This is a genomic window from Burkholderia sp. Se-20373 (assembly GCF_017104705.1).
GTDB lineage: Bacteria > Pseudomonadota > Gammaproteobacteria > Burkholderiales > Burkholderiaceae > Burkholderia.
Window position 1 is genome coordinate 16,158 of record NZ_JAAGPH010000048.1, and the last position, 19,847, is coordinate 36,004.

Sequence of the window (19,847 nt, forward strand, 5' to 3'; positions counted from 1 at the left end):
GGACACGGAACATTCGGCCACCCGGGCGTACAACGGCGGTGTCCAGCGCCTCGATCTTCGACGAAGCCCCGGAGGCGGTCACGCCCCCGGGGCTTTTGCATGTCCGGTCAGCACGCGACCGGCGACGCGCTACCGCGCTGCCAGCGCCGCCGCGCGCTGCTTCGGCTGCGCATCCTGCATCCGCTGCGACGCCTGCCACCAGTACTTGCCCGCGCGCTGCTGCGGATCGCGGATCGCGAGATACGTCGTACTCCAGAGCTGTGCCGCGTTCGCTTCGGTGGCGTCCGCGCTGCGCGTGCCGAATGCATCGGTCTGGTACTGGCCGTTCACGTACGACCACGTCCACATCTCCGACGTGCGCGTGTCGCGCCCCTTCGAGATCACCTGCCAGATCGTCTGCCGTGCCTGCGTGAGCAGCGTGCGTGTCGCGGCCGACAGGTCCTGGCGCGCGAGCTGGCGATCGAGCCCGGCCACCCACATCGCCTGCTGCCATGACCAGATCACCGTGCCGTGATAGGCGGAACTGGTGAACTTCGGCCACAGCGCCTGGCTTGCATACGCGGGATTCGCGATCAGCATCCCGGCATCGGTCACGAGCCCGGTCGGGAACGGCCGCGTGACATCGGTGACGATCCGCTGAAGCTCGTCGTCCGGCGGCGTGCCGAACAGCAGCGCGAAGCCGCCGTCCGAATTCATCACCGGAATCGGGTTGCCCTGCTGATCGAGCGACAGCGCGTAGAACGCCAGCGGCGTGCCCGGTGCGGCGCCGGCCGGCACACCCGCGGACGGCGCATAGGCCGATACGTCGGTGGCTGCCTGTGCGGCCGGCACGCTGACCTGGAACAGCGGCGGCGCCTGCGTTTCCCACGTGGCCGCCTGGTTCGCCGTGTTGGCGAGCGTCGCGCGCTGCCCGGCATCCAGATACGGATCGAGCAGGCCGTGTGTGAGGAACGCGTTCGCGGCACGCAACGCGGCCGGCACGAGCACCGCGTTGACGTCATACGGATAGACGCCGCCGCCGAGCCCGTCGGTGCTGTCGCGCCAGTTGCCGGCGATTTCGCCGGGCCGCAGGTGGATCAGGTTCGCGACCGTCGGCTGCTGCGCGAACGGCTGCGCGGTCGTCGCGACGTGCAGCAGGTTGACGACCAGGCGGCTGCCCAGGGTCTGCCCGTCGCTGCCGCGCTGCGCGAGATAGGCGGCCGCGTGCGCCTGGCCGCGCGTATCGTCGATCAGCCACGCGGCCGCGATCGGCGCGAGCAGGTAGTCGCTGTCGATCATCTTGTAGTCATAGGTCGGCGTCGAATCGTTCGGCCGCCCGTTCTTCTGGTTGTCGACGAGGGCGAATTCGCCGATCCCTTCCTCGTGCGCGACCTTGCCGTCGGTCGATAGCCGGCTCAGCACCGACGACAGGCCGGCCTCGATCGCCGCGGGTTCGAGCACGGGCATCAGCATGCGTACCGAGATCAGCGTGTCGCGGCCGAAGTAGGTGTCGTACTGCCACGAGCCGGCCAGCAGCTTGTCGTGGAAGCTCAGGAATTCGAGCACGTTCTGGCTCACCGGGTCGGGGTTCACCGAGGGCGCGAGCAGGTCGGCGTGCGTGATCGGCGACAACGGCGTCTCGCCCGACAGCGCATCGACATGCAGCCGCAGTGTGTGCGAGCCCGCCGGTGCGCTCAGGACGAGCTTGCCGCCCGCTGCCGGCGTGATGCTGCCGCCGTCGCGCAGCGTAATGCGCAGTGAATAGCCGGGCGCGCCGTCGATCCGGTCGCGTTGCCATTGCGCGGCGCTGCCCTGAACCGTCGGCGCGGTGAGGATCTGCTGCGGAATCGTGGCACCGCCGTTGAAGTCGCGCAGGAAGCGCACGTTGCTGAGCACGCCCTGCCGGATCGTCAGCGTGTTGGTGTCCACCGACACATCGGCGCCGATGCCGTACAGCGGACGGCCGTGCGTGTCGGGTGCCGATAGCGCGGACGGCGGCGTGTCGAGGCTCCAGTTCACCGGCTGCGCGGTGTCGTCGAACCACAGCCCGGTGCCGCTGTTGCCGGCGGGGAAGACCACGAGCAGACGCGGCTTCGTCGACGAGCGCACGAGCAGGTGTGCGGCGACGTTGTCCTGCCGGTAGAACGCGTTGATCAGCCCGCCGGTGTCCATGCGGAACGACAGTGCGGCGTTGTTCGACGGCGGGGTGCTCGATTTGACGTCGTCGTCATTGCAGGCCGCGAGCAGGCCGGCGCAGATGAATCCGAGACACAGCGACTTCGCAAGGCGATGCATGTTGATGTCCCTCCTGCTGACTGGCGATTTTTATGGGAATTATCGAATGAGCGGGTGCTCGATCTGCTTCGTCCGGTATTGCGGAATTCCTGGGAAATTCGGAATTAATCCGGGCGTGATTCTGGGGTGAATTGAATGGTAATTAACCGGTTGATGGTTAATGCCGGAATTGAAAGCAAAAGGATGCGCTGCCCCGGCCAGGCATGAAACACTTCTCTGTTGGCGTTCCGGTGCCGTGCCGACATGGGGCGTGCACGAAATGAAAAACGAAACGTAAGCTGTCGTAGGGGATTCTAAAGTTCGGATAAAGTCGAAGTCAATAATAATTTGATGGTTTTCGAATAATGTTATGGAGTGGGGTCGCAATTATTGCTTGTCAGGTCGGTAAAATGTGCGGTTTTACGGGGAAATGGAGATGTGCTGATTATCGAGTTTGGTGAAAATCGATTGGCGATCGATGTCGATGTTGGTGATTGATTCCGCACCGGGATTGAATCGTGGCGGTTTGCCTGTCACCGTGTCTTGGGCGGTGCAAACGGCATGCGATGGATGCGGCCATACGGAGCGGTGAGCAACCGGCGTTCCTGCTACCGGACCGGTGGGTGATCCCGAGAACCGGACGCCATGCGATCGCGTCAATGGCGCCGGCAAGTTTGGTAGGCTTGGGAACCGCTTCCGTTTACCGAATTGCCGCAGTCGGTCATTGATGCGATTCGATATTCGTCGTTTGCGGGGCTGACGATCTTGCGACAGAGCGACTTTTCATCGATGGCCGATGGGAGTTGACGTCGCCTTCACTCCGGAGAATACGCCGTGCTGCACGTGTCCGACGATTCAGTGGTCGTATTGGTTGATTTTCAGACGCGGCTGATGCCGGTGATTCACGAAGGGTCATCCGTCGTCACGCAGGCTGTCCGACTTGCCCGTATTGCACAGATACTCGGGGTGCCGGTGATGGGTACCGAGCAGAGCCCGGTCCAGCTGGGCCGGAACGTACCGGAGATCAAGGAGCTGTGCTCCAGCACCGTCGTCAAGGATCATTTCGATGCGTGCGCGGAGGGCCTGGTCGAGGCTTTGCCGGACGGGCGCGACAGCGTCATCGTCGCCGGTTGCGAGGCGCACGTGTGCGTATTGCAAACGGCGTTCGGGCTGTTGCGCAGCGGCCGCAAAGTCACGGTGGTCAGCGATGCCGTGGGGTCGCGCAGGACCATCGACCGGGACGCGGGGATCGCCCGGCTCGGGGCGGCGGGGGTGCAAATCGCGACGGTCGAGATGATCGGGTTCGAATGGCTGGGCTCCAGCCGGCATCCGCGTTTTCGCGATGTGCTGCGCCTGATCAAGTGAGTCGCGGCGCTCGCGGAGAAGACTCGGGCGCGAGCGCTTGGTCGCGCCCCTCCGACCGCGCGACGACCGTTCTCGTCGAACTGTCGTGCCGGCTCGAAACCTCGCCGTCGTTGGGGGCGAGGTTTCCCGACCGCCGACGGCGTTCAGGCCGCTGCCGCCTGATGAGTCGAGTCGTGCTGCTCGCCACCCAGGATATCGATGAGGCTGGCCAACATCCGCTCCAATTCACCGGTCATCAGCGTGACATCCGAGTCGAAGCGTTCAGCGTCGTTCTGCGCGGTCGGATCCGCCGCTTCCTTGATCACGTCGAGCGGCGTCACGCGCTTGATCGTCAGCGACGGCGTCAGTACGAAGGAGATCCGGTTGTCCCAGGTCATCGCCAGGCGCATACATTGTTTGCCGGCCTCGATGTGCCGGCGCATGTCGTTCGCTTCCAGCGCGTGGCCGACATATCGCACCGTGGCGCCGCCTTCGCCGCTCGAGCGCAATTCGGCGTCCTGGTCCACGGTGAATCCGCCCGGCGCCTCGCCGGACAACAGCCAATCCGTCATCGCGGCGACCGGCGAACGCACTACCTGAACACCGGCGAGCGGCAACTGATCGATCGATTTGACGAGCAGGCCGCGGACGTCGTCGGCAACAGCCTGTGAAGCCGCATCGATGACGAGCCAGCCGTTCACCGTATCGATCCACACGCGGGTATCGCGCTGAATGGTGAACGCGCGCGGGAGCAGTTCGTCGGTTACCTGCTCCTTGAGTTCGCGCAGCTGTTTTCGCCCGACCTTGAAGCCCTGTTGCTCCTCGATTTCAAGCGCGCGGGCCTTGGTCACCTGAGTGACGACCGACGCCGGGAGCAGCTTCTTCTCGGCACGAAACGTCAGCAACATCTGCCGGTTGATCGAATACACGAGTGCGCCGTCGTCACGCGGCGACGCCCATCCATGGCTCTGCATCTCGACGCTGGTGCCCGGCTGAAACGCGTGGGGCGCCAACCATTTTTCCATCTGATCGGGGGTAACGGCCCAAGGTGCGGGAAGACGATGAAGCTGAAGGTTCTTGAACCACATAGGAGTACGGGCAAAGTGCACCATTCTATATGACGGTGATGCTTCGGGTGCGGACTCGGTCGCGCGACATGACGGTCCGATCGTTGATGGATGTCGTGCCGGGTAGGTGGGCATCGCTCACCGAATACGCCACGGAACGGAAGTCACGCACGGCACGAAAAGTCGCTTTGCCTTCGTCGATAGCAAGGAAATTCTCCTCCCCGGCAATTCTGTACTTGTACCGCCGCAGCCTGGCGCCAGACGGATTCACCAACAGATCCAGTCCATTGAAGCCGGCAAGTTTGGTAGGCTTGTCGCCTGCCTTTGCTCGTCGGATTTTGACGGCATCAAGTGGCGCGGTAAAAATGCGGATATCGTCGTCGGGTGATCGACGCGATATCCGCTTGATTACCCGCATCTTGCTCGATCGGCCGCAACTTCCGGTGAACGCGAGCGCGCGGTGAAAGGGCGTAAGATGCCCGCTTGGCAAGGGTGACAGGCAAGTCGCCGAACCGGAACGAACAGGAGTAACCGAAGTGATCCGTCATATCGTCATGTGGAAGTTGAAAGAATCGGCCGAAGGCGCGACGCGCGCACAGAACGCGCTGAAGCTGAAGGAAAAGCTCGAAGGCTGCCGCGACCTGGTGCCGGGTACGCTGCAGATCGACGTCGGCGTGGCGACGCCCGGCCTCGACGCGACCGCCGACATCGTGCTGGTATCCGATTTCGCGGACAAGGCCGCACTCGATGCCTACCAGGTGCATCCGGTTCACCAGGAAGTGAAGAAATTCGTCGTTGCGGTGGCCGAATCGCGCGAGTGCGTCGACTACATCGTCGACAGCGCACGATGAGCGACGCGGCAACCCCGACGGACGGCCCGTCGATCGAAAGCCCGTTCGTCGACATGCTCGGCGTGCAGCTCGTATCCGCGAAGGACGGCGCAAGCGAGATTGTGCTGCCGCTTGAGGAGCGGCACATGAACACGTGGAGCATCGCGCACGGCGGCGTGACGATGACGCTCGCGGACATCGCGCTCGCGATGGCCGCACGCAGCCTGACCGACGACGGTATCGGCGTCGTCACGGTCGAGATGAAGGTGAACTTCATGCAGCCGGGGCGCGGCGAACTGCGCGCTTACGGGCGGGTGATGCATCGCTCGACGACGATGGCCTACTGCGAAGGCGAAGTGCGCGACAGCGACGGCAATTTCGTCGCGAAGGCGCTCGGCACGTTCAAGTACATGCGGCGACTCGCGGTGGGCCGCGACATCAAGCGCCAACGTTCGCGCACCGCGCCGGACGCCCAGCCCGGCCCGAGCGACGCGTAAGCGCCCCGACGCACGGCGGCCCTGCCTCTTCACCGGCAGGGCCGTTTTGTTTCGCGGCGCGCATCGCCCACTGCGGAATGTCGCAACGCACGGCGCATCGCGCCCGCCGGACGCACGCATGGCATCATGCTCGCTTGTCCGTTCACGGTGCCCCGCAGGCGCCGTCCTCACCGATGCCGCTGAATCCGAAGATCGCCCAGGTGCTCGACATGATCGAGCGCGCGAAACGTCCGTCCTATCACCACCAGACGCCGCAGCAGGCGCGCGCCGCGTATGAGAAGAGCGCGCCGATTCTCGACGTCGCACCGGCGCCGATGCATTCGGTCGAGGCGTGCGTCGTGCCGACGCGCGATGGCCGCACGATCGGTGCGAGGCTGTACCTGCCGGTCGCGCCGAGCCTCGCGGAGCCGCTGCCCGCGCTCGTCTACTACCACGGCGGTGGCTTCACGGTCGGCAGCGTCGATACGCACGACGCGCTGTGCCGGATGTTCGCGCACGATGCGCAATGTGCGGTGCTGTCGGTCGGCTACCGGCTCGCGCCCGAACACAGGTTTCCGACCGCGGTGAACGATGCCGACGACGCGTTGCAATGGCTGCATCGCGAAGCGGCTGCGTTCGGCATCGATGCCGAACGATTGGCCGTCGGCGGCGACAGCGCGGGCGGCACGCTCGCGACCGTCTGCGCGGTGCTCGCACGCGATGCGGGCATTCGCCTTGCGCTGCAGATGCTGATCTACCCGGGCGTGACGGGCTTCCAGGACACCGAATCGCACGCACGGCTCGCGAACGGCTACCTGCTGACGCAGGACACGATCCAGTGGTTCTTCACGCAATACGTGCGCGATCGGGCGGACCGCGACGACTGGCGTTTCGCGCCGCTCGACGGCACGCGCGATGCGCCGTCGTTCGCGGGCGTCGCGCCGGCGTGGATCGCGACGGCCGAATACGATCCGCTGAGCGACGAAGGCGCCGCATATGCGGAGAAGTTGCGCGCGGCGGGAAACGCGGTCACGCTGGTCTGCTATCCGGGGATGATCCACGAATTCTTCAAGATGGGCGGCTACGTGCCCGAGGTGCGGGCCGCGCATGCCGACGCGGTCGCGGCGTTGAAGGCCGCATTCGACGACGTTTGACGGTGGTTGTTTGGCGGCGTACGCGCCATATGGGAGCTGCGATGACGAACGGCGTAGTGGAAACGGGCGACTGGACGGTTCTGGGCGGCGACGCCGCGCGGATCCGCGACGCGGTGTTCGTGCGCGAGCAGCAGATACCGCCGGAATGGGAACTCGACGACGACGATCCGCTGTCCCTCCATGCGGTGGCGTACCGCGTCGATGCGGCGACCGGCGCGCGCCGCGCGGTCGCGACGGGGCGGCTGCTGCCGTCCGGCACGATCGGCCGCGTCGCGGTGCTGGCCGATGCGCGCGGGCAGGGCGTCGGGTCAGCCGTGCTGAACGCGCTGCTGGAGGCAGCGCGGCGCCGCGGCGAAATCGTCGTGCGGCTCTACGCGCAGGATTCGGCCGTGTCGTTCTACCTGCGGCACGGCTTCGCGGCGGTCGGTGAACCGTTCGTCGAAGCCGGCGTGCCGCACGTCGAGATGGCGCGCGCGCCTTAGCGCAGCGCCTGCTCGCGTGCTCAGCGCCGCGGCGTCGCGTCGAGGTCGAACGTGAACGCGCGCTCGAACGTGCCCGGGCGAACGGTGCGGTGCGAGCCGTCGTCGTCGCAGCGCTCCTTGATCTCGACCGTCAGCCGCACGCCTTCCTTCATCGTGACGCGCAGCGCAGTCGTGCCGCGCGTACCGTATTCGGGCGTCTCGATGAACGCAGCCGACAGCGCACGCTCGCGCTCGATCGGAATGCCGGTGTGCGGCAGTGCGTCGTCGTCCGCGACATGCGGGTCGCGCATCAGCGCGATCAGTTCGTCGAGCGACGGGGTCGGATTGTCGGTGAGCAGCGTGCCGAGCTCCGCGCGCTTGCGCACCACTTTCGGCCAGGGCGTATCGAGCCGCGCATTCGACAGCGCATGCACGCCGGGCGCGATCGCGACCGGCGCGGCGACACTGCTTTCGCCTTCGGGCGCGCGATTGCAGAACCACGCGAGCTCATGCCGTCGCCAGTCGCCGACGAGCAGGTTGAAGCCGTTGTAGACGGCCGCATGCTCCGCGAGCCGTCCGAGGTAGTCGAGCGGTGCGACGGACGGGCCGCCGAGGAAGTCGGACACGAGCTTGCCCCGGGTCGGTGCGCCCGCGCGGATGTCGAACGGCGCGCGGTAGTTCGTCAGCGCGGCGAAGCGGCCGTCGCGCGATACGCCGAGCCACGTGCCGCCCGCTTCGAGATCGCGGCCGGCCAGCACGCCCGGTACATCTTCCCACCACGAGAGCGGCGCGCTGGTCCGACGAAAGAACTCGTCACGGTTGGCGGTGAGGGTAAAGACGGGACCGGCGGCGACATCGGGCTGCCAGTCGAAGGCAATCAGACACATCGGGCGAATCTCTCGCAGGAAACATCGGGCGCCGGCTGCGACTCGCGAGCCGGCGCGCGAACGGGTTGTCAGTGCATCACGCTTCCGTCGGCCACGCGTACGGCAGCGTATCGAACGCGAGCGCCGGGCCGTCGGCCGAACCGAGGTGCACCGTGCCGCTGTCGAGCGCGGCGAGCTTGATCTCGACGAGCGCGTCGACACCGCCCGCGGGCGCGGCCGCCGCGTTGACGATCATCCCGCATGGCTGGCCGGGATCGTCGCTGTGGAACAGCTCGACGCCGGCATGCACGGTATCGGTCTCGCCGGCGACGTGCGCGAGCGCCGTGCGGCGCTTGATCGTGCCGCGGTACTGGCTGCGCGCGACGATTTCCTGGCCCGGGTAGCACCCCTTGCGAAAGTTAACGGCGCCGATCACGTCGAAGTTGACCATCTGCGGCACGAACTGTTCGACGGCAGGCTGCGTGATGCGCGGTTCGCCCGCGCGGATGTCGAGCCAGTCCCACACGGCCGGCGACACGACCGGCAGCGACCCGTCGAGCGCGGCGATGCGCGCGTCGACTTCGGCGCGCGGGCCGATCCACAGATAGCGCTTGCGGCCGGCTGCATCGGGTACGCGGATCAGCGTGCCGGCGGGGCCGTCGACCTTCACGTGCACGCCGTCCGGCAGCGCGTCGAAGATGCCCGACAGCGCGTCGCGCACGTCGCCCGCGAAACCGACCACCGCGAGCGTGTCGCTCGCATCCGTCAGCTTCGCCTTGGCACGCAGCACGAACATCGACAGCCGCTTCTGCACGGCCGGCTGCACGTCCTTCGACACCAGCAGGCGCACGCCGTGGCCGGCGCGCCACGTAAGGAACGAGCCGAGGAGGCGCCCCTTCGGCGAGCAGTAGCCGGACAGCCGCGCGCTCGCGGCGTCGAGATGTTCGATGTCGTTGGTGAGCTGGCTGTGCAGGAACGTCGCGGCATCGTCGCCGGCCACGTCGATCACGCCGAACTGCGGCAACGGCATGCAGGCGCCCGGCGCATCGAAATCGGCGGCGGACGGACGGGGGAAAACGGGGAGCGAGGCGGGTGCGGCCTGGACTGCCGGTGAAGCGAACGGTGTGCTCATGGAATGAGGGAACAGTCAACCCTGACTTTGACGGAGGCGAGCAAGTATTATATGGGTCTTACCTGAGTCACGTTTCCATGTCCCTACTGAAGAAATGCGCCGCGACGATCGTGGCGCTGGCCGTCGTCGTGGCCGCTGCCGGCGCGGGCGGCGGATATTACTGGGCAACCCGGCCACTGCTGCTGGGTTCGGCATCGCTCGACGTCACGATCAAGCCGCGCAGCAGCGTGAAGAGCGTCGCGCTGCAGTTGAAGCGCGGCGGCGTGCCGGTCGAGCCGCTCGGCTTCGTCGCGATGACGCGCGTGCTCGGGCTGTCGAGCCGGCTCAAGTCCGGCAACTACGAATTCAAGACCGGCATCACGCCTTACGAGGTGCTGCAGAAGATCGCGCGCGGCGACGTGAACGAGTATGTCGCGACGGTCATCGAAGGCTGGACCTTCAAGCGGATGCGTGCGGAACTCGACTCGAACCCCGATCTTGCGCACTCGACGGCCAGCATGAGCGACGCCGAGCTGCTGCGCGCGATCGGCGCGCCGGAAAGCGCGGTGCAGCGCGGCAGCGGTGAGGGGCTGTTCTTCCCCGACACCTATCTGTTCGACAAGGGCACGAGCGACCTGAACATCTACCGGCGCGCGTACCATCTGATGCAGACGCGTCTCGACGAGGCCTGGGCCGCGCGCGTGCCGGGCCTGCCGTACAAGACGCCTTACGAAGCGCTGACGATCGCGTCGATCGTCGAAAAGGAAACGGGCCATGCGGCCGACCGCGCGTTCGTCGCGGCCGTGTTCGCGAACCGGCTGCGCATCGGCATGCCGCTGCAGACCGATCCGTCGGTGATCTACGGGCTCGGCGATGCGTACGACGGCCGCCTGCGCAAGCGCGACCTGCAGGCCGACACTCCTTACAATACCTACACCCGACGCGGGCTGCCGCCGACGCCGATCGCGTTGCCGGGCGTGGCCGCGCTGCAGGCGGCGATCAATCCGGCACCGACGAGCGCGCTCTATTTCGTCGCGAAAGGCGATGGCACGAGCGTGTTCTCGGATACGCTCGGCGACCACAACAAGGCCGTGGACAAGTACATACGAGGTCAATAATGGCGAGCGGTAAATTCATCACGTTCGAAGGCATCGACGGGGCGGGGAAGACCACCCACCTGCAATGGTTCTGCGAACGCCTCCAGGGCAAGCTGGCCGCGGCCGGCCGGCAAGTCGTCGTCACCCGCGAGCCGGGCGGCACGCAGCTCGGCGAGAAACTGCGCGAGATCCTGCTGAACCAGCCGATGGATCTCGAGACGGAAGCGCTGCTGATGTTCGCCGCGCGCCGCGAGCATCTCGCGCTCGTGATCGAGCCGGCGCTCGCGCGCGGCGACTGGGTCGTATCCGACCGCTTCACCGATGCGACGTTCGCGTACCAGGGCGGCGGCCGCGGGCTGCCGCGCGACAAGCTCGAGACGCTCGAGCGCTGGGTGCAGGGCGGGTTCCAGCCCGACCTGACGGTGCTGTTCGACGTCGCGCCGCAAGTCGCGAGCGAGCGCCGCGGCGCCGCGCGTATGCCCGACAAGTTCGAGAGCGAATCCGACGCGTTCTTCTCGCGTACGCGCAGCGAGTACCTGCGGCGCGCGGAAGAGGCGCCGCACCGCTTCGCGATCGTCGATGCGACGCAGACGATTCCCGAGATCCGCCAGCAGCTCGAACGCGTGCTCGCCGCGCTGTAATTCGCAAGGAACGCACCCCATGATCTATCCGTGGCAAACCGACGACTGGAACCGCCTGCAGCAGTTGCGCGCGCAATGGCCGCACGCGTTGCTGCTGCATGGCCAGGCCGGGATCGGCAAGCTGCAGTTCGCGCAGCATCTCGCGCAGGGCTTCCTGTGCGAATCGCCGCAGCCGAACGGCGAGCCGTGCGGCGCCTGCGCGGCCTGCACGTGGTTCTCGCAGGGCAACCATCCGGACTACCGGATCGTGCTGCCCGAGGCGCTGGCGGGCGAGGCGCCGGGCGCCGCGGACGACGCGAAGGCGGCCGACGCGGACGAAGGCGGCAAGAAGACGCGGGCGCCGAGCAAGGAAATCAAGATCGAGCAGGTGCGCGCGCTGCTCGACTTCTGCGGGGTCGGTTCGCATCGCGGCGGCGCACGCGTCGTCGTGCTGTATCCGGCCGAGGCGCTCAACGTCGCCGCGTCGAACGCGCTGCTGAAAACGCTCGAGGAACCGCCGTCGGGCGTCGTGTTCCTGCTCGTGTCGGCGCGCATCGACCGCCTGCTGCCGACCATCATCAGCCGCTGCCGGCAGTGGCCGATGACCGTGCCGGCGCCCGACGCGGCCGCGGCGTGGCTCGCCGCGCAGGGCGTCGATCATGCGCCGGCGCTGCTCGCCGAGGCGGGCGGTGCGCCGCTCGCCGCGCTGGCGCTCGCGAGCGACGAGAACCGCCCGCTGCGCGACTACACGCTCGGGCAGCTCGCGGCCGGTGCGGCTTGCGACCCGTTCGCGTGCGGCGAGACGCTGCAGAAACTGCCCGTGCCGCTGGTGCTCGGCTGGCTGCAGCGCTGGCTGTACGACCTGCTCGCGCAGCGGATGGCGGGCGCGCCGCGCTACTTCCCGATGCACGCGGCGGCGCTCGCGCGCTGCGCGGAAGCGGTCGATGTGAACGCGTTCGCCCGCTTCATGAAGGCCGTGACGCGGCAGCGGACGGTCGAGAACCATCCGCTCAACGCGCGGCTCGTATTCGAGGAACTGTTTCTCGGATATCGGGAAATGTTCGCGTGATCCGGCATTGTTTCTCATCGGTTGCGAAACGATGACGGGCCCACGCCGCGACGCGACCGCCGTGGCCGGCCGGCCCACGAACGGCGCCCGTTGCCGCCTGCCGGCGCGCGCATGAGCGCCCGCCTTACGTATTAGGAAACACGATGTTCGTCGACTCTCACTGCCATATCAATTTCAAGGGCCTGGCCGACCGCCTGCCGGCCGTTCTCGAGAACATGCGCGAGCACGACGTCACGCACGCGCTGTGCGTGTCGGTCGATTTCGAGACGCTGCCGGAGGTCCTGGCGATCGCGGACGCGCACGACAACGTCTATGCGTCGGTCGGCGTGCATCCCGATCACGAGGACATGCACGAGCCGACGCTCGCGGAGCTCGTCGAGCTGGCCGCGCACCCGAAGGTCGTCGCGATCGGCGAAACGGGCCTCGACTACTACCGTCTCGAAGGCCGCTCGATCGACGACATGGAATGGCAGCGCGAACGCTTTCGAACGCATATCCGCGCGGCGACCGCGACGATGAAGCCGCTGATCATCCACACGCGCTCGTCGTCGGAAGACACGCTGCGGATCATGGCCGAGGAGCGTGCGGACGTGCCGGGCGGCGTGATGCACTGCTTCACCGAGCCGTGGCCGGTGGCCGAGCAGGCGCTCGCGCAGAACTTCCATATCTCGCTGTCGGGCATCGTCACGTTCAAGAACGCGACCGACGTGCAGGACGTCGCGCGGCGCGTGCCGCTCGACCGGCTGCTGATCGAGACCGACTCGCCGTACCTCGCGCCGGTGCCGTATCGCGGCAAGCCGAATGAACCTGCGTACGTCAGCCATGTCGGACGCTTTATCGCATCCGAGCGCGGGATCGCCGTCGAGGCGCTCGCCGATGCGACGACGCAGAACTTTTTCCGGCTGTTCAAGATCGCCCGCTAACGACGGGCGCGCAGCCGACAACCCAGGGAAGGAGCCCACAACAATGACGAAGCCGACCAACCATCTGCCGAAACGCGTACTCGTTGCCGCCGCGCTCGTCGCGAGCGGCCTGTTCGCGGCAGCCGGCGCGCATGCCGAATCGCTCGATGCGATCGTCAAGGCCGTCAAGTTCGACGACATCGCCGACATCGGCAAGCAGCTCAAGAGCGGCAAGCTCGACCCGAACACGATCGCGCCGAACGGCGACCCGCTGATCGTGATCGCCGCGCGCGAGAAGTCCGACAAGGTCGCGGCGGCGCTCGCCACGACGCCGAACGTCGACCTCGAGAAGGAAGACAAGGCCGGCGAAACCGCGCTGATGCTCGCGTCGCTGAACGGCGACGTCGGCCTCGCGAAGCTGCTGATCGACAAGGGCGCGGAAGTCAGCAAGAAGGGCTGGGCGCCGCTGCACTACGCAGCCACCAATGGCCAGGATGCAGTCGTGAAGCTGCTGCTCGACCACGACGCGTACATCGATACCGCATCGCCGAACGGCACGACGCCGCTGATGATGGCCGCACGCGGCAACCATCCGTCGACGGTCACGCTGCTGCTCGACCAAGGCGCCGATCCGCAGGTGAAGAACCAGCTCGGCATCACCGCGCTCGAATTCGCGAAGCACTACAACGCGCCGGACGCGATCGAGATCCTGAGCAAGCGGACGACCCGCATCGGGGCATCGACGCCGGCAGATGCGCAAAAGAGTGCAAAATGACGGTTTTCGGTGCGGCAGACGGTGCCCGCCCGGCCGGATTCCGGCCGGAGCAGGGCGTCCCGGCGCCGCGCCGGCCAAGGCAGCAGGCGGTCTCGGGCCGCATTGACATAAGGAACACCATGTTGCGCGCAATGTTTTGTGCCGCGGCGTTTGCCGTGCCGTTGTCGGCGGCGGCTTTCACGGGCGCTGATCTCGACCGGCTGTGCGCGAAGACGGACGTCAAGTCGCGGGCGTCGTGCGCGGCCTACATCGAAGGCGCCGCCGACGGCGTCTACAACACCATCGATGCGATCGGCGGCACGACGGGGCCGCGGGTCGGCCAGTATTTCTGCCTGCCGCCCGACATCCGGGCGCAGCAGATGACCGACGCGGTGCGCAAGTACATCGCGGAAAATCCGAAGCTGGCCGACTACAACGCGAGCACCGCGGTGTCGCTCGGTCTCGGCAAGGCGTTTCCCTGCAGGAGCGGCAGCTGACCTGACGCCGTGTCCGGGCCCGCGCGCGGCCCGGGCGTCGCCGACGCATCCAGGACGAGGCGTGCGCGCCTCACAACCCAAGGGCGCCGATGATTTCAATCGAGGAACTGCAGCGCATCACCGATGCGCCGCTGCATTCATGGCTCGGCACGCTGGCCGTGTCCATCATCGTCTTGCTGGTCGTCACGGTCGTGCACCGTCTCGGCGCACGCATCGTCAAGCGCATCGCGCAGCCTTATCCGCTGATGAGCGCGATCCTGCGCTACATCGACAGGCCGTCGCTCGTCGTGCTCGCGCTGCTGGCGCTCGAATTCCTGTGGGTCCAGGCCGACGACGGCATGTCGTTCGTGCGCGGCATGCGCACGGCGGCGGCGGTCGGCTCCATCGTTTCGCTCACGTGGCTGCTGGTGCGGCTTGCGGCCGGCGTCGGCGACGCCATCATCCAGGCGCATCCGATCGATACGGCCGACAACCTCCAGGCCCGGCGCATCCATACGCAGGCCAAGGTGCTCGTGCGGACCGTGATGGTGCTGATCGTGATCGTCGGCACCGGCGCCGCGCTGATGACGTTCCCGAACGTGCGCCAGGTCGGCGCGAGCCTGCTGGCGTCCGCCGGCGTCGCGGGCCTGGTCGCCGGTATTGCCGCACGGCCGGTGCTCGGCAACCTGATCGCCGGGCTGCAGATCGCGCTCACCCAGCCGATCCGGCTCGACGACGTGGTCGTGATCCAGGGCGAGTGGGGGCGCATCGAGGAAATCACCGGTTCGTTCGTGTCGGTGCGGCTGTGGGACCAGCGGCGCCTCGTCGTGCCGCTGCAGTGGATCATCGAGAACCCGTTCACGAACTGGACGCGCAGCAGCTCGGAAATCATCGGCACGGTCTATCTGTCGGTCGATTACCGCACGCCGCTCGCGCCGCTGCGCGAGGAGCTCGCGCGGCTCGTCCACGCGGCGCCGGAGTGGGACGGCCGTGTGCAGGTGCTGCAGGTGACCGACGCGACGGAGCGCACGATGCAGTTGCGCGCGCTCGTCAGCGCGGCCGATTCATCGTCGTGCTGGGACCTGCGCTGCCGCGTGCGCGAAGGGTTGATCGCCTACCTGCAGGACCGCTATCCGCAATGCCTGCCGCGCAGCCGGATGGAACTGTATCCGCACGATGCCGCGCCGAACGCGCCGAATCCCGAACGGCCGCACGCGCGGTCGCCTGCCGCCAGCACGGCGGCCAATACCGCGGCCGACCCGCAGACCGCCGAAGGCCGCTGACAGCGGCACGCACGCTCACCGTCCATCGTCATGACCGCGCTGAACACGCTCGCCATCGCCAATTACCGCTCGCTGCGCGAGCTGATCGTGCCGCTCGCGGCGCTCAACGTCGTCACGGGGCCGAACGGCAGCGGCAAGTCGAGCGTGTACCGCGCACTGCGGCTGCTCGCCGATACCGCGCAGGGGCGCGTGATCCCGTCGCTTGCCCGCGAAGGCGGGTTGCCGTCGACGCTGTGGGCCGGCCCCGAGCGCTTTTCGCGGGCGATGCTGGACGGCGACGCACCGGTCACCGGCACGGTGCGCAAGGGGCCCGTGAGCCTGAAGCTCGGCTTCGCCTGCGACGATTTCGGCTATGCGATCGATCTCGGCATGCCGGTGAAGAACGACGCGACGCAGTTTTCGCTCGATCCGGTGGTGAAGCGCGAGTGCATCTGGGGCGGCGCGATGTTGCGCCCGTCGACGCTGCTGGTCGACCGTCAGGGCGCGCAGATCCGCGCGCGCACCGCGTCGGGCGACTGGCACACGATTCCGCAGCCGGTGGCGAGCTTCGACAGCATGATGACCGAGTTCGCCGATCCAACCGGCGCACCCGAGATGATCGCGGTGCGCGAACGGATCCGCTCGTGGCGCTTCTACGATCACTTCCGGACCGATGCGCAGGCGCCGGCGCGACAGTCGCACATCGGCACCCATACGCCGGTGCTGGCGGATGACGGCGCCGACCTGGCCGCCGCGTTGCAGACGATCCGCGAGATCGGCGACGGCGCGGCACTCGATGCGGCGCTCGACGACGCGTTTCCCGGCGCGTCGGTCGAGATCGACAATCCGGGCGGCCGTGGCCGCTTCGACGTGCTGATGCGCCAGCCGGGGCTGCTGCGGCCGCTCGCGGCGGCCGAGCTGTCGGACGGCACGCTGCGCTACCTGCTGCTCGCGGCCGTGCTGCTGACCCCGCGGCCGCCGGCGCTGATGGTGCTGAACGAACCGGAGACGAGCCTGCACCCCGATCTGCTGCCGGCGCTCGGCCGCCTGATCGCGCAGGCGGCGCAGCGTTCGCAGGTGCTCGTCGTGTCGCACGCGGCGCGGCTCATCGCGGCGCTCGAGCGCGAGGCCGGCTGCGAATCGCTGGTGCTCGACAAGCAGCTCGGCGCGACCGGGCTCGTCGATGCCGATGCGCGCGACCTGCCGCCATGGAAGTGGCCATCGCGCTGACGGGCAGGGCGGCGGCACGCGCTCGGGCGCGATCGTCGCATCGGGGGCCGGATCGGCCCGAATGGCGGAATGTATCCTGCCTGTAACAACACCCATAAAATGAAAGACGGGCGGTTCCGCGCAGCGGGATCGCGAATAATGAAGGGATATCCGGCTGGCGCTGCATGGGGGGCCGGGGCGTAAAAGCCCAAAGGCCAGCCGGCCGTGCCGCAACGGACAGGACACAGGAGACGTGGACCATGAGAATTGCCCAGATCGCGCCGCTGACCGAATCGGTGCCGCCGAAGCTGTACGGCGGCACGGAACGCGTCGTGTCCTACATCACCGAGGCGCTCGTCGAGCTCGGCCATGATGTGACGCTGTTCGCCAGCGGCGATTCGACGACGCGGGCGAAGCTCGAGCCGGTCTGGCCGCGTGCGCTGCGGCTCGATTCGTCGATCCGCGACCGGGTCGCGCCGCACATGCTGCTGATGGAGACGGTCGCGCGCCGCGCGAAGGACTTCGACGTGCTCCATTTCCACATGGACTACTACTCGTTCTCGGTCTTCAACCGGCAGGAGACGCCTTACGTGACGACGCTGCACGGCCGCCTCGACCTGCCCGAGCAGCAGCCGGTGTTCGACACGTTCAACACGGCCCCCGTGATCTCGATTTCGAACGCGCAACGCCAGCCGCTGCCGCAGGCGAAATGGCTGACGACGGTCTACCACGGGCTGCCCGATACGCTGTACATGCCGCAGCCCGTCGAGCCGCGCTATCTCGCGTTCCTCGGCCGCATTTCGCCGGAGAAGCGCGTCGACACGGCGATCCGCATCGCCCGCCAGTGCGGGCTGCCGATCAAGATCGCCGCGAAGATCGACGCGGCCGACGAGGAATACTTCGAGCGCGAGATCAAGCCGCTCTTCGCGCTGCCGCACGTCGAATTCATCGGCGAGATCGCCGATCACCAGAAGGCCGAATTCCTGTCGGGCGCGCATGCGCTGCTGTTCCCGATCGACTGGCCGGAGCCGTTCGGCCTGGTGATGATCGAGGCGATGTCGTGCGGCACGCCGGTGATCGCGTTCAATCGCGGCGCGGTGCCCGAAGTGGTGGACGAGGGCGTGTCGGGTTTCATCGTCGAGGACGAAATCAGCGCGGTGGCCGCCGTGAACCGGCTGCACCTGCTGCCGCGTGCGCGCGTGCGGCAGCGCTTCGAGGAACGCTTCACGTCGCGCCGCATGGCGCAGCAGTACGTCGACGTCTACCAGTCGGTGATCCGCGCGCAGAAGCGCTCGCGCTTCAAGGTGATCGACTCGACGACCTGACGCGCGACGCGCACGACGCGCGCGGATGGAAAAACGGCGATGCCCGCAAGGACATCGCCGTTTGTGCATGGCCCGCGCGCGGTGCGCACGGGCGGTGCGCGAGCGTCAGATCTTCAGCTTCGTGACCTTCGTGCCGTTGATCGACACGTCGCCCATCAGGCCCGCGTTCGTCAGCACGACGACCTGGACCGGCGCGGTGGCCGTGGTCGTGTCGACCGCGCCGTTCGCGCCCATCTTCACGAGCGCGACCGATGCGCCGGCGCCGGCTGCCCAACCGTCCGAGCCGCGGAATTCGTCGAGCGCTTCCTGCGTCATGAACAGGAACACGATCGCCTTCGACTGCGCACCGGCCTGCAGGCCGACCGACAGCGACGACGTATTGTAGTAGCCGACCGTGCTGCCGCCGACGCGCAGTGCGCCGTTGCCGGACTGGCCGCCGACGATGAAGCCGGCCTGGATGACGTCCGGGAAGACGAGCACGCCGCGCGACTTCGCGACGAGTTCACGCGAGCCCTTGACCGTGGAGTACATGCGCGACAGCGTGGCGTCGACGCTCGAGTCGATTGCCTGACGCTTCGACGCGTTCGTTGCGGCGTTGTCCGGCTTGTCCGGGGTGGTGGTGCAACCGGTGAGCGCGAGGCTACCGACGATGAGCGCAGCGGCGGCTTTCAGCACAAGATTCCGTTTTTGCATCGTTCTTCTCCATCGGATGATGTTCGGAGTGAGTCTCGCTCAGGGAGCGGATCACGTCGGCAGTTATATCACAGCGGATTACAGCCTCTTTTCGTTGCGGCGTGAAAAAGCGTCAAATCGCTCGGGGATGTCGCGGCGCGCCAACGGACGAACCGGCACCCGCGCGCCGACGTCGTATCGGCATGCGGGCAACACGATGGTCGAGCGGATGGCGGCGCCTGCTGCGCGCATCAGTGCGTGACGGGTGGAACGGGCGGCTTGATCGGGGGGCGGCGCAGCGCGCGGCGGATCAGCGCGATCACGACGCCGCAGGCGAACAGGAACGCGGCCGGCACGACCCAGTAGCCGACGAACGCGTGCCACAGGTAGCCCGCGAGCGTATTGCGGCGCACCACGTATTCGTCGCGGGCCGCCTGCTGGCGCGGCGCATTGGCGGCGAGCACGTCGGCCGGGCAGCCGGCCGCGCGCGCCTCGTCAGGATCCCCGTGGCACTTCGCGGCGGCGCCGGCGGCCTGCTGGGCATCGGTGAGCTGCCAGGTGGTCAGCGCGAGTTGCAGGTCCGCCTTGTTGTACGCCATCTCCTCGCGGATCTCGCGCACGGCGACGATCGCGACGGGCACGGCCCAGAATACGATCACGATCAGCCAGCGGCGGAACCAGCGGTGTTGTCTCCATGCCATCCATGCCTCCGTTTGACGCGTGTGCGCGTCTGTCTCGAGGGCGGCCCGATGGCGCTTCTTGTACTTGGATGGGCCGCGTTGCAGCCATCATAGAAGAAAACGCGGCGAATTGCCGCACCATGTGGCGGCGCCGGCACGACGGGCCGGGAAAGCGGGGCGGGAGGCGTCACGAAAGCGCGGAAGAAGCGCGGGGGCGGG

General features: G+C 67.4%; 22 protein-coding genes. 15 read left to right on the plus strand and 7 right to left on the minus strand.

The window, feature by feature from the left end:
• Positions 1-129: 129 nt before the first annotated feature.
• A complete protein-coding gene (locus tag G3N96_RS17605) occupies positions 130-2,274 on the minus strand; it encodes a hypothetical protein (protein WP_206137960.1) in 2,145 nt (714 codons plus the stop codon).
• Between the two features lie 813 nt (positions 2,275-3,087).
• Here G3N96_RS17605 and G3N96_RS17610 point away from each other — a divergent pair.
• Positions 3,088-3,618, plus strand: coding sequence for an isochorismatase family protein (locus G3N96_RS17610; RefSeq protein WP_124583852.1), 531 nt, complete (start codon positions 3,088-3,090; stop codon positions 3,616-3,618).
• Between the two features lie 143 nt (positions 3,619-3,761).
• Here G3N96_RS17610 and G3N96_RS17615 read toward each other — a convergent pair whose 3' ends face one another.
• Complete coding sequence (locus G3N96_RS17615; protein ID WP_124583850.1) at positions 3,762-4,685, minus strand: recombination-associated protein RdgC; 924 nt, start codon at positions 4,683-4,685, stop codon at positions 3,762-3,764.
• Positions 4,686-4,710: 25 nt separating this feature from the next.
• Entirely contained in the window at positions 4,711-5,082 is a 372-nt protein-coding gene (locus G3N96_RS17620) for an Arm DNA-binding domain-containing protein (RefSeq protein ID WP_206137961.1), read from the minus strand.
• A 118-nt stretch (positions 5,083-5,200) separates the two neighbouring features.
• On the opposite strand from G3N96_RS17620, the gene G3N96_RS17625 reads away from it, so the two are divergent.
• The 4 genes from G3N96_RS17625 (at position 5,201) to G3N96_RS17640 (ending at position 7,606) form a co-directional block, all read left to right on the plus strand.
• On the plus strand, positions 5,201-5,515 hold the full coding sequence (locus tag G3N96_RS17625) for a Dabb family protein (protein ID WP_027787175.1): 315 nt from the start codon (positions 5,201-5,203) through the stop codon (positions 5,513-5,515).
• The gene (locus G3N96_RS17630) at positions 5,512-5,991 is read left to right on the plus strand and encodes a PaaI family thioesterase (RefSeq protein ID WP_046545900.1); all 480 of its coding nucleotides are present in this window, start codon (positions 5,512-5,514) and stop codon (positions 5,989-5,991) included. Before G3N96_RS17625 ends, G3N96_RS17630 begins: the two co-directional genes overlap by 4 nt.
• 173 nt (positions 5,992-6,164) lie before the next feature.
• Positions 6,165-7,124 carry an alpha/beta hydrolase gene (locus G3N96_RS17635; protein WP_206137962.1) on the plus strand — a complete coding sequence of 320 codons (960 nt, stop codon included), beginning with the start codon at positions 6,165-6,167 and terminating at the stop codon, positions 7,122-7,124.
• A gap of 41 nt (positions 7,125-7,165) precedes the next feature.
• On the plus strand, positions 7,166-7,606 hold the full coding sequence (locus tag G3N96_RS17640; RefSeq protein WP_069248160.1) for a GNAT family N-acetyltransferase: 441 nt from the start codon (positions 7,166-7,168) through the stop codon (positions 7,604-7,606).
• A 20-nt stretch (positions 7,607-7,626) separates the two neighbouring features.
• Here G3N96_RS17640 and G3N96_RS17645 read toward each other — a convergent pair whose 3' ends face one another.
• Both G3N96_RS17645 and G3N96_RS17650 read right to left on the minus strand, forming a co-directional pair.
• Complete coding sequence (locus tag G3N96_RS17645; RefSeq protein WP_206137963.1) at positions 7,627-8,472, minus strand: NRDE family protein; 846 nt, start codon at positions 8,470-8,472, stop codon at positions 7,627-7,629.
• A gap of 76 nt (positions 8,473-8,548) precedes the next feature.
• On the minus strand, positions 8,549-9,583 hold the full coding sequence (locus tag G3N96_RS17650) for a folate-binding protein YgfZ (protein ID WP_206137964.1): 1,035 nt from the start codon (positions 9,581-9,583) through the stop codon (positions 8,549-8,551).
• A 77-nt stretch (positions 9,584-9,660) separates the two neighbouring features.
• Between G3N96_RS17650 and mltG the strand changes: the two genes are divergently transcribed.
• The 9 genes from mltG to G3N96_RS17695 all read left to right on the plus strand — a co-directional run bounded on the left by mltG (position 9,661) and on the right by G3N96_RS17695 (position 18,276).
• Entirely contained in the window at positions 9,661-10,680 is a 1,020-nt protein-coding gene (mltG, locus tag G3N96_RS17655; protein ID WP_206137965.1) for an endolytic transglycosylase MltG, read from the plus strand.
• Positions 10,680-11,300 (plus strand): dTMP kinase, encoded by a 621-nt coding sequence (gene tmk / locus G3N96_RS17660; RefSeq protein WP_039367036.1) that lies wholly within the window; start codon positions 10,680-10,682, stop codon positions 11,298-11,300. The genes mltG and tmk overlap by 1 nt, the downstream gene beginning before the upstream one ends.
• 19 nt (positions 11,301-11,319) lie before the next feature.
• A complete protein-coding gene (locus G3N96_RS17665; RefSeq protein ID WP_206137966.1) occupies positions 11,320-12,348 on the plus strand; it encodes a DNA polymerase III subunit delta' in 1,029 nt (342 codons plus the stop codon).
• A gap of 143 nt (positions 12,349-12,491) precedes the next feature.
• Positions 12,492-13,271: a TatD family hydrolase gene (locus G3N96_RS17670; RefSeq protein ID WP_069248154.1), complete on the plus strand. Its 780-nt coding sequence runs from the start codon at positions 12,492-12,494 to the stop codon at positions 13,269-13,271.
• Between the two features lie 43 nt (positions 13,272-13,314).
• Positions 13,315-14,025 (plus strand): ankyrin repeat domain-containing protein, encoded by a 711-nt coding sequence (locus tag G3N96_RS17675; RefSeq protein WP_124583692.1) that lies wholly within the window; start codon positions 13,315-13,317, stop codon positions 14,023-14,025.
• Positions 14,026-14,144: 119 nt separating this feature from the next.
• Positions 14,145-14,501: a Rap1a/Tai family immunity protein gene (locus G3N96_RS17680; protein ID WP_059506076.1), complete on the plus strand. Its 357-nt coding sequence runs from the start codon at positions 14,145-14,147 to the stop codon at positions 14,499-14,501.
• A gap of 89 nt (positions 14,502-14,590) precedes the next feature.
• Positions 14,591-15,763 carry a mechanosensitive ion channel domain-containing protein gene (locus G3N96_RS17685; RefSeq protein WP_124583690.1) on the plus strand — a complete coding sequence of 391 codons (1,173 nt, stop codon included), beginning with the start codon at positions 14,591-14,593 and terminating at the stop codon, positions 15,761-15,763.
• 30 nt (positions 15,764-15,793) lie between these two features.
• Positions 15,794-16,972, plus strand: a complete 1,179-nt coding sequence (locus tag G3N96_RS17690) for an AAA family ATPase (RefSeq protein ID WP_206137967.1) — start codon at positions 15,794-15,796, stop codon at positions 16,970-16,972.
• Positions 16,973-17,211: 239 nt separating this feature from the next.
• Positions 17,212-18,276 carry a glycosyltransferase family 4 protein gene (locus tag G3N96_RS17695; protein WP_124583686.1) on the plus strand — a complete coding sequence of 355 codons (1,065 nt, stop codon included), beginning with the start codon at positions 17,212-17,214 and terminating at the stop codon, positions 18,274-18,276.
• A gap of 105 nt (positions 18,277-18,381) precedes the next feature.
• On the opposite strand, the gene G3N96_RS17700 is transcribed toward G3N96_RS17695, so the two are convergent.
• Positions 18,382-18,969, minus strand: a complete 588-nt coding sequence (locus tag G3N96_RS17700) for a YSC84-related protein (protein ID WP_039367021.1) — start codon at positions 18,967-18,969, stop codon at positions 18,382-18,384.
• 28 nt (positions 18,970-18,997) lie between these two features.
• Here G3N96_RS17700 and G3N96_RS17705 point away from each other — a divergent pair, with 28 nt between their 5' ends.
• Positions 18,998-19,210, plus strand: a complete 213-nt coding sequence (locus G3N96_RS17705) for a hypothetical protein (RefSeq protein WP_206137968.1) — start codon at positions 18,998-19,000, stop codon at positions 19,208-19,210.
• Here the strand turns inward: G3N96_RS17705 and G3N96_RS17710 are convergent.
• Positions 19,200-19,649 (minus strand): hypothetical protein, encoded by a 450-nt coding sequence (locus G3N96_RS17710; protein ID WP_050013249.1) that lies wholly within the window; start codon positions 19,647-19,649, stop codon positions 19,200-19,202. The two genes, G3N96_RS17705 and G3N96_RS17710, sit on opposite strands and share 11 nt — an antisense overlap.
• Between the last annotated feature and the right edge of the window lie 198 nt (positions 19,650-19,847).

Excerpts from the sequence above, each read along its gene's own strand:
- G3N96_RS17675 (WP_124583692.1), top strand. The coding sequence starts at position 13,315 with ATGACGAAGCCGACCAACCATCTGCCGAAACGCGTACTCGTTGCCGCC.
- G3N96_RS17650 (WP_206137964.1), bottom strand. The coding sequence starts at position 9,583 with ATGAGCACACCGTTCGCTTCACCGGCAGTCCAGGCCGCACCCGCCTCG.
- G3N96_RS17605 (WP_206137960.1), bottom strand. The coding sequence starts at position 2,274 with ATGCATCGCCTTGCGAAGTCGCTGTGTCTCGGATTCATCTGCGCCGGC.
- G3N96_RS17635 (WP_206137962.1), top strand. The coding sequence starts at position 6,165 with ATGCCGCTGAATCCGAAGATCGCCCAGGTGCTCGACATGATCGAGCGC.
- G3N96_RS17690 (WP_206137967.1), top strand. The coding sequence starts at position 15,794 with ATGACCGCGCTGAACACGCTCGCCATCGCCAATTACCGCTCGCTGCGC.
- G3N96_RS17620 (WP_206137961.1), bottom strand. The coding sequence starts at position 5,082 with ATGCGGGTAATCAAGCGGATATCGCGTCGATCACCCGACGACGATATC.
- G3N96_RS17710 (WP_050013249.1), bottom strand. The coding sequence starts at position 19,649 with ATGGCATGGAGACAACACCGCTGGTTCCGCCGCTGGCTGATCGTGATC.
- G3N96_RS17665 (WP_206137966.1), top strand. The coding sequence starts at position 11,320 with ATGATCTATCCGTGGCAAACCGACGACTGGAACCGCCTGCAGCAGTTG.
- G3N96_RS17700 (WP_039367021.1), bottom strand. The coding sequence starts at position 18,969 with ATGCAAAAACGGAATCTTGTGCTGAAAGCCGCCGCTGCGCTCATCGTC.
- G3N96_RS17670 (WP_069248154.1), top strand. The coding sequence starts at position 12,492 with ATGTTCGTCGACTCTCACTGCCATATCAATTTCAAGGGCCTGGCCGAC.
- G3N96_RS17630 (WP_046545900.1), top strand. The coding sequence starts at position 5,512 with ATGAGCGACGCGGCAACCCCGACGGACGGCCCGTCGATCGAAAGCCCG.
- G3N96_RS17640 (WP_069248160.1), top strand. The coding sequence starts at position 7,166 with ATGACGAACGGCGTAGTGGAAACGGGCGACTGGACGGTTCTGGGCGGC.
- tmk (WP_039367036.1), top strand. The coding sequence starts at position 10,680 with ATGGCGAGCGGTAAATTCATCACGTTCGAAGGCATCGACGGGGCGGGG.
- mltG (WP_206137965.1), top strand. The coding sequence starts at position 9,661 with ATGTCCCTACTGAAGAAATGCGCCGCGACGATCGTGGCGCTGGCCGTC.
- G3N96_RS17695 (WP_124583686.1), top strand. The coding sequence starts at position 17,212 with ATGAGAATTGCCCAGATCGCGCCGCTGACCGAATCGGTGCCGCCGAAG.
- G3N96_RS17645 (WP_206137963.1), bottom strand. The coding sequence starts at position 8,472 with ATGTGTCTGATTGCCTTCGACTGGCAGCCCGATGTCGCCGCCGGTCCC.
- G3N96_RS17680 (WP_059506076.1), top strand. The coding sequence starts at position 14,145 with ATGTTGCGCGCAATGTTTTGTGCCGCGGCGTTTGCCGTGCCGTTGTCG.
- G3N96_RS17615 (WP_124583850.1), bottom strand. The coding sequence starts at position 4,685 with ATGTGGTTCAAGAACCTTCAGCTTCATCGTCTTCCCGCACCTTGGGCC.
- G3N96_RS17685 (WP_124583690.1), top strand. The coding sequence starts at position 14,591 with ATGATTTCAATCGAGGAACTGCAGCGCATCACCGATGCGCCGCTGCAT.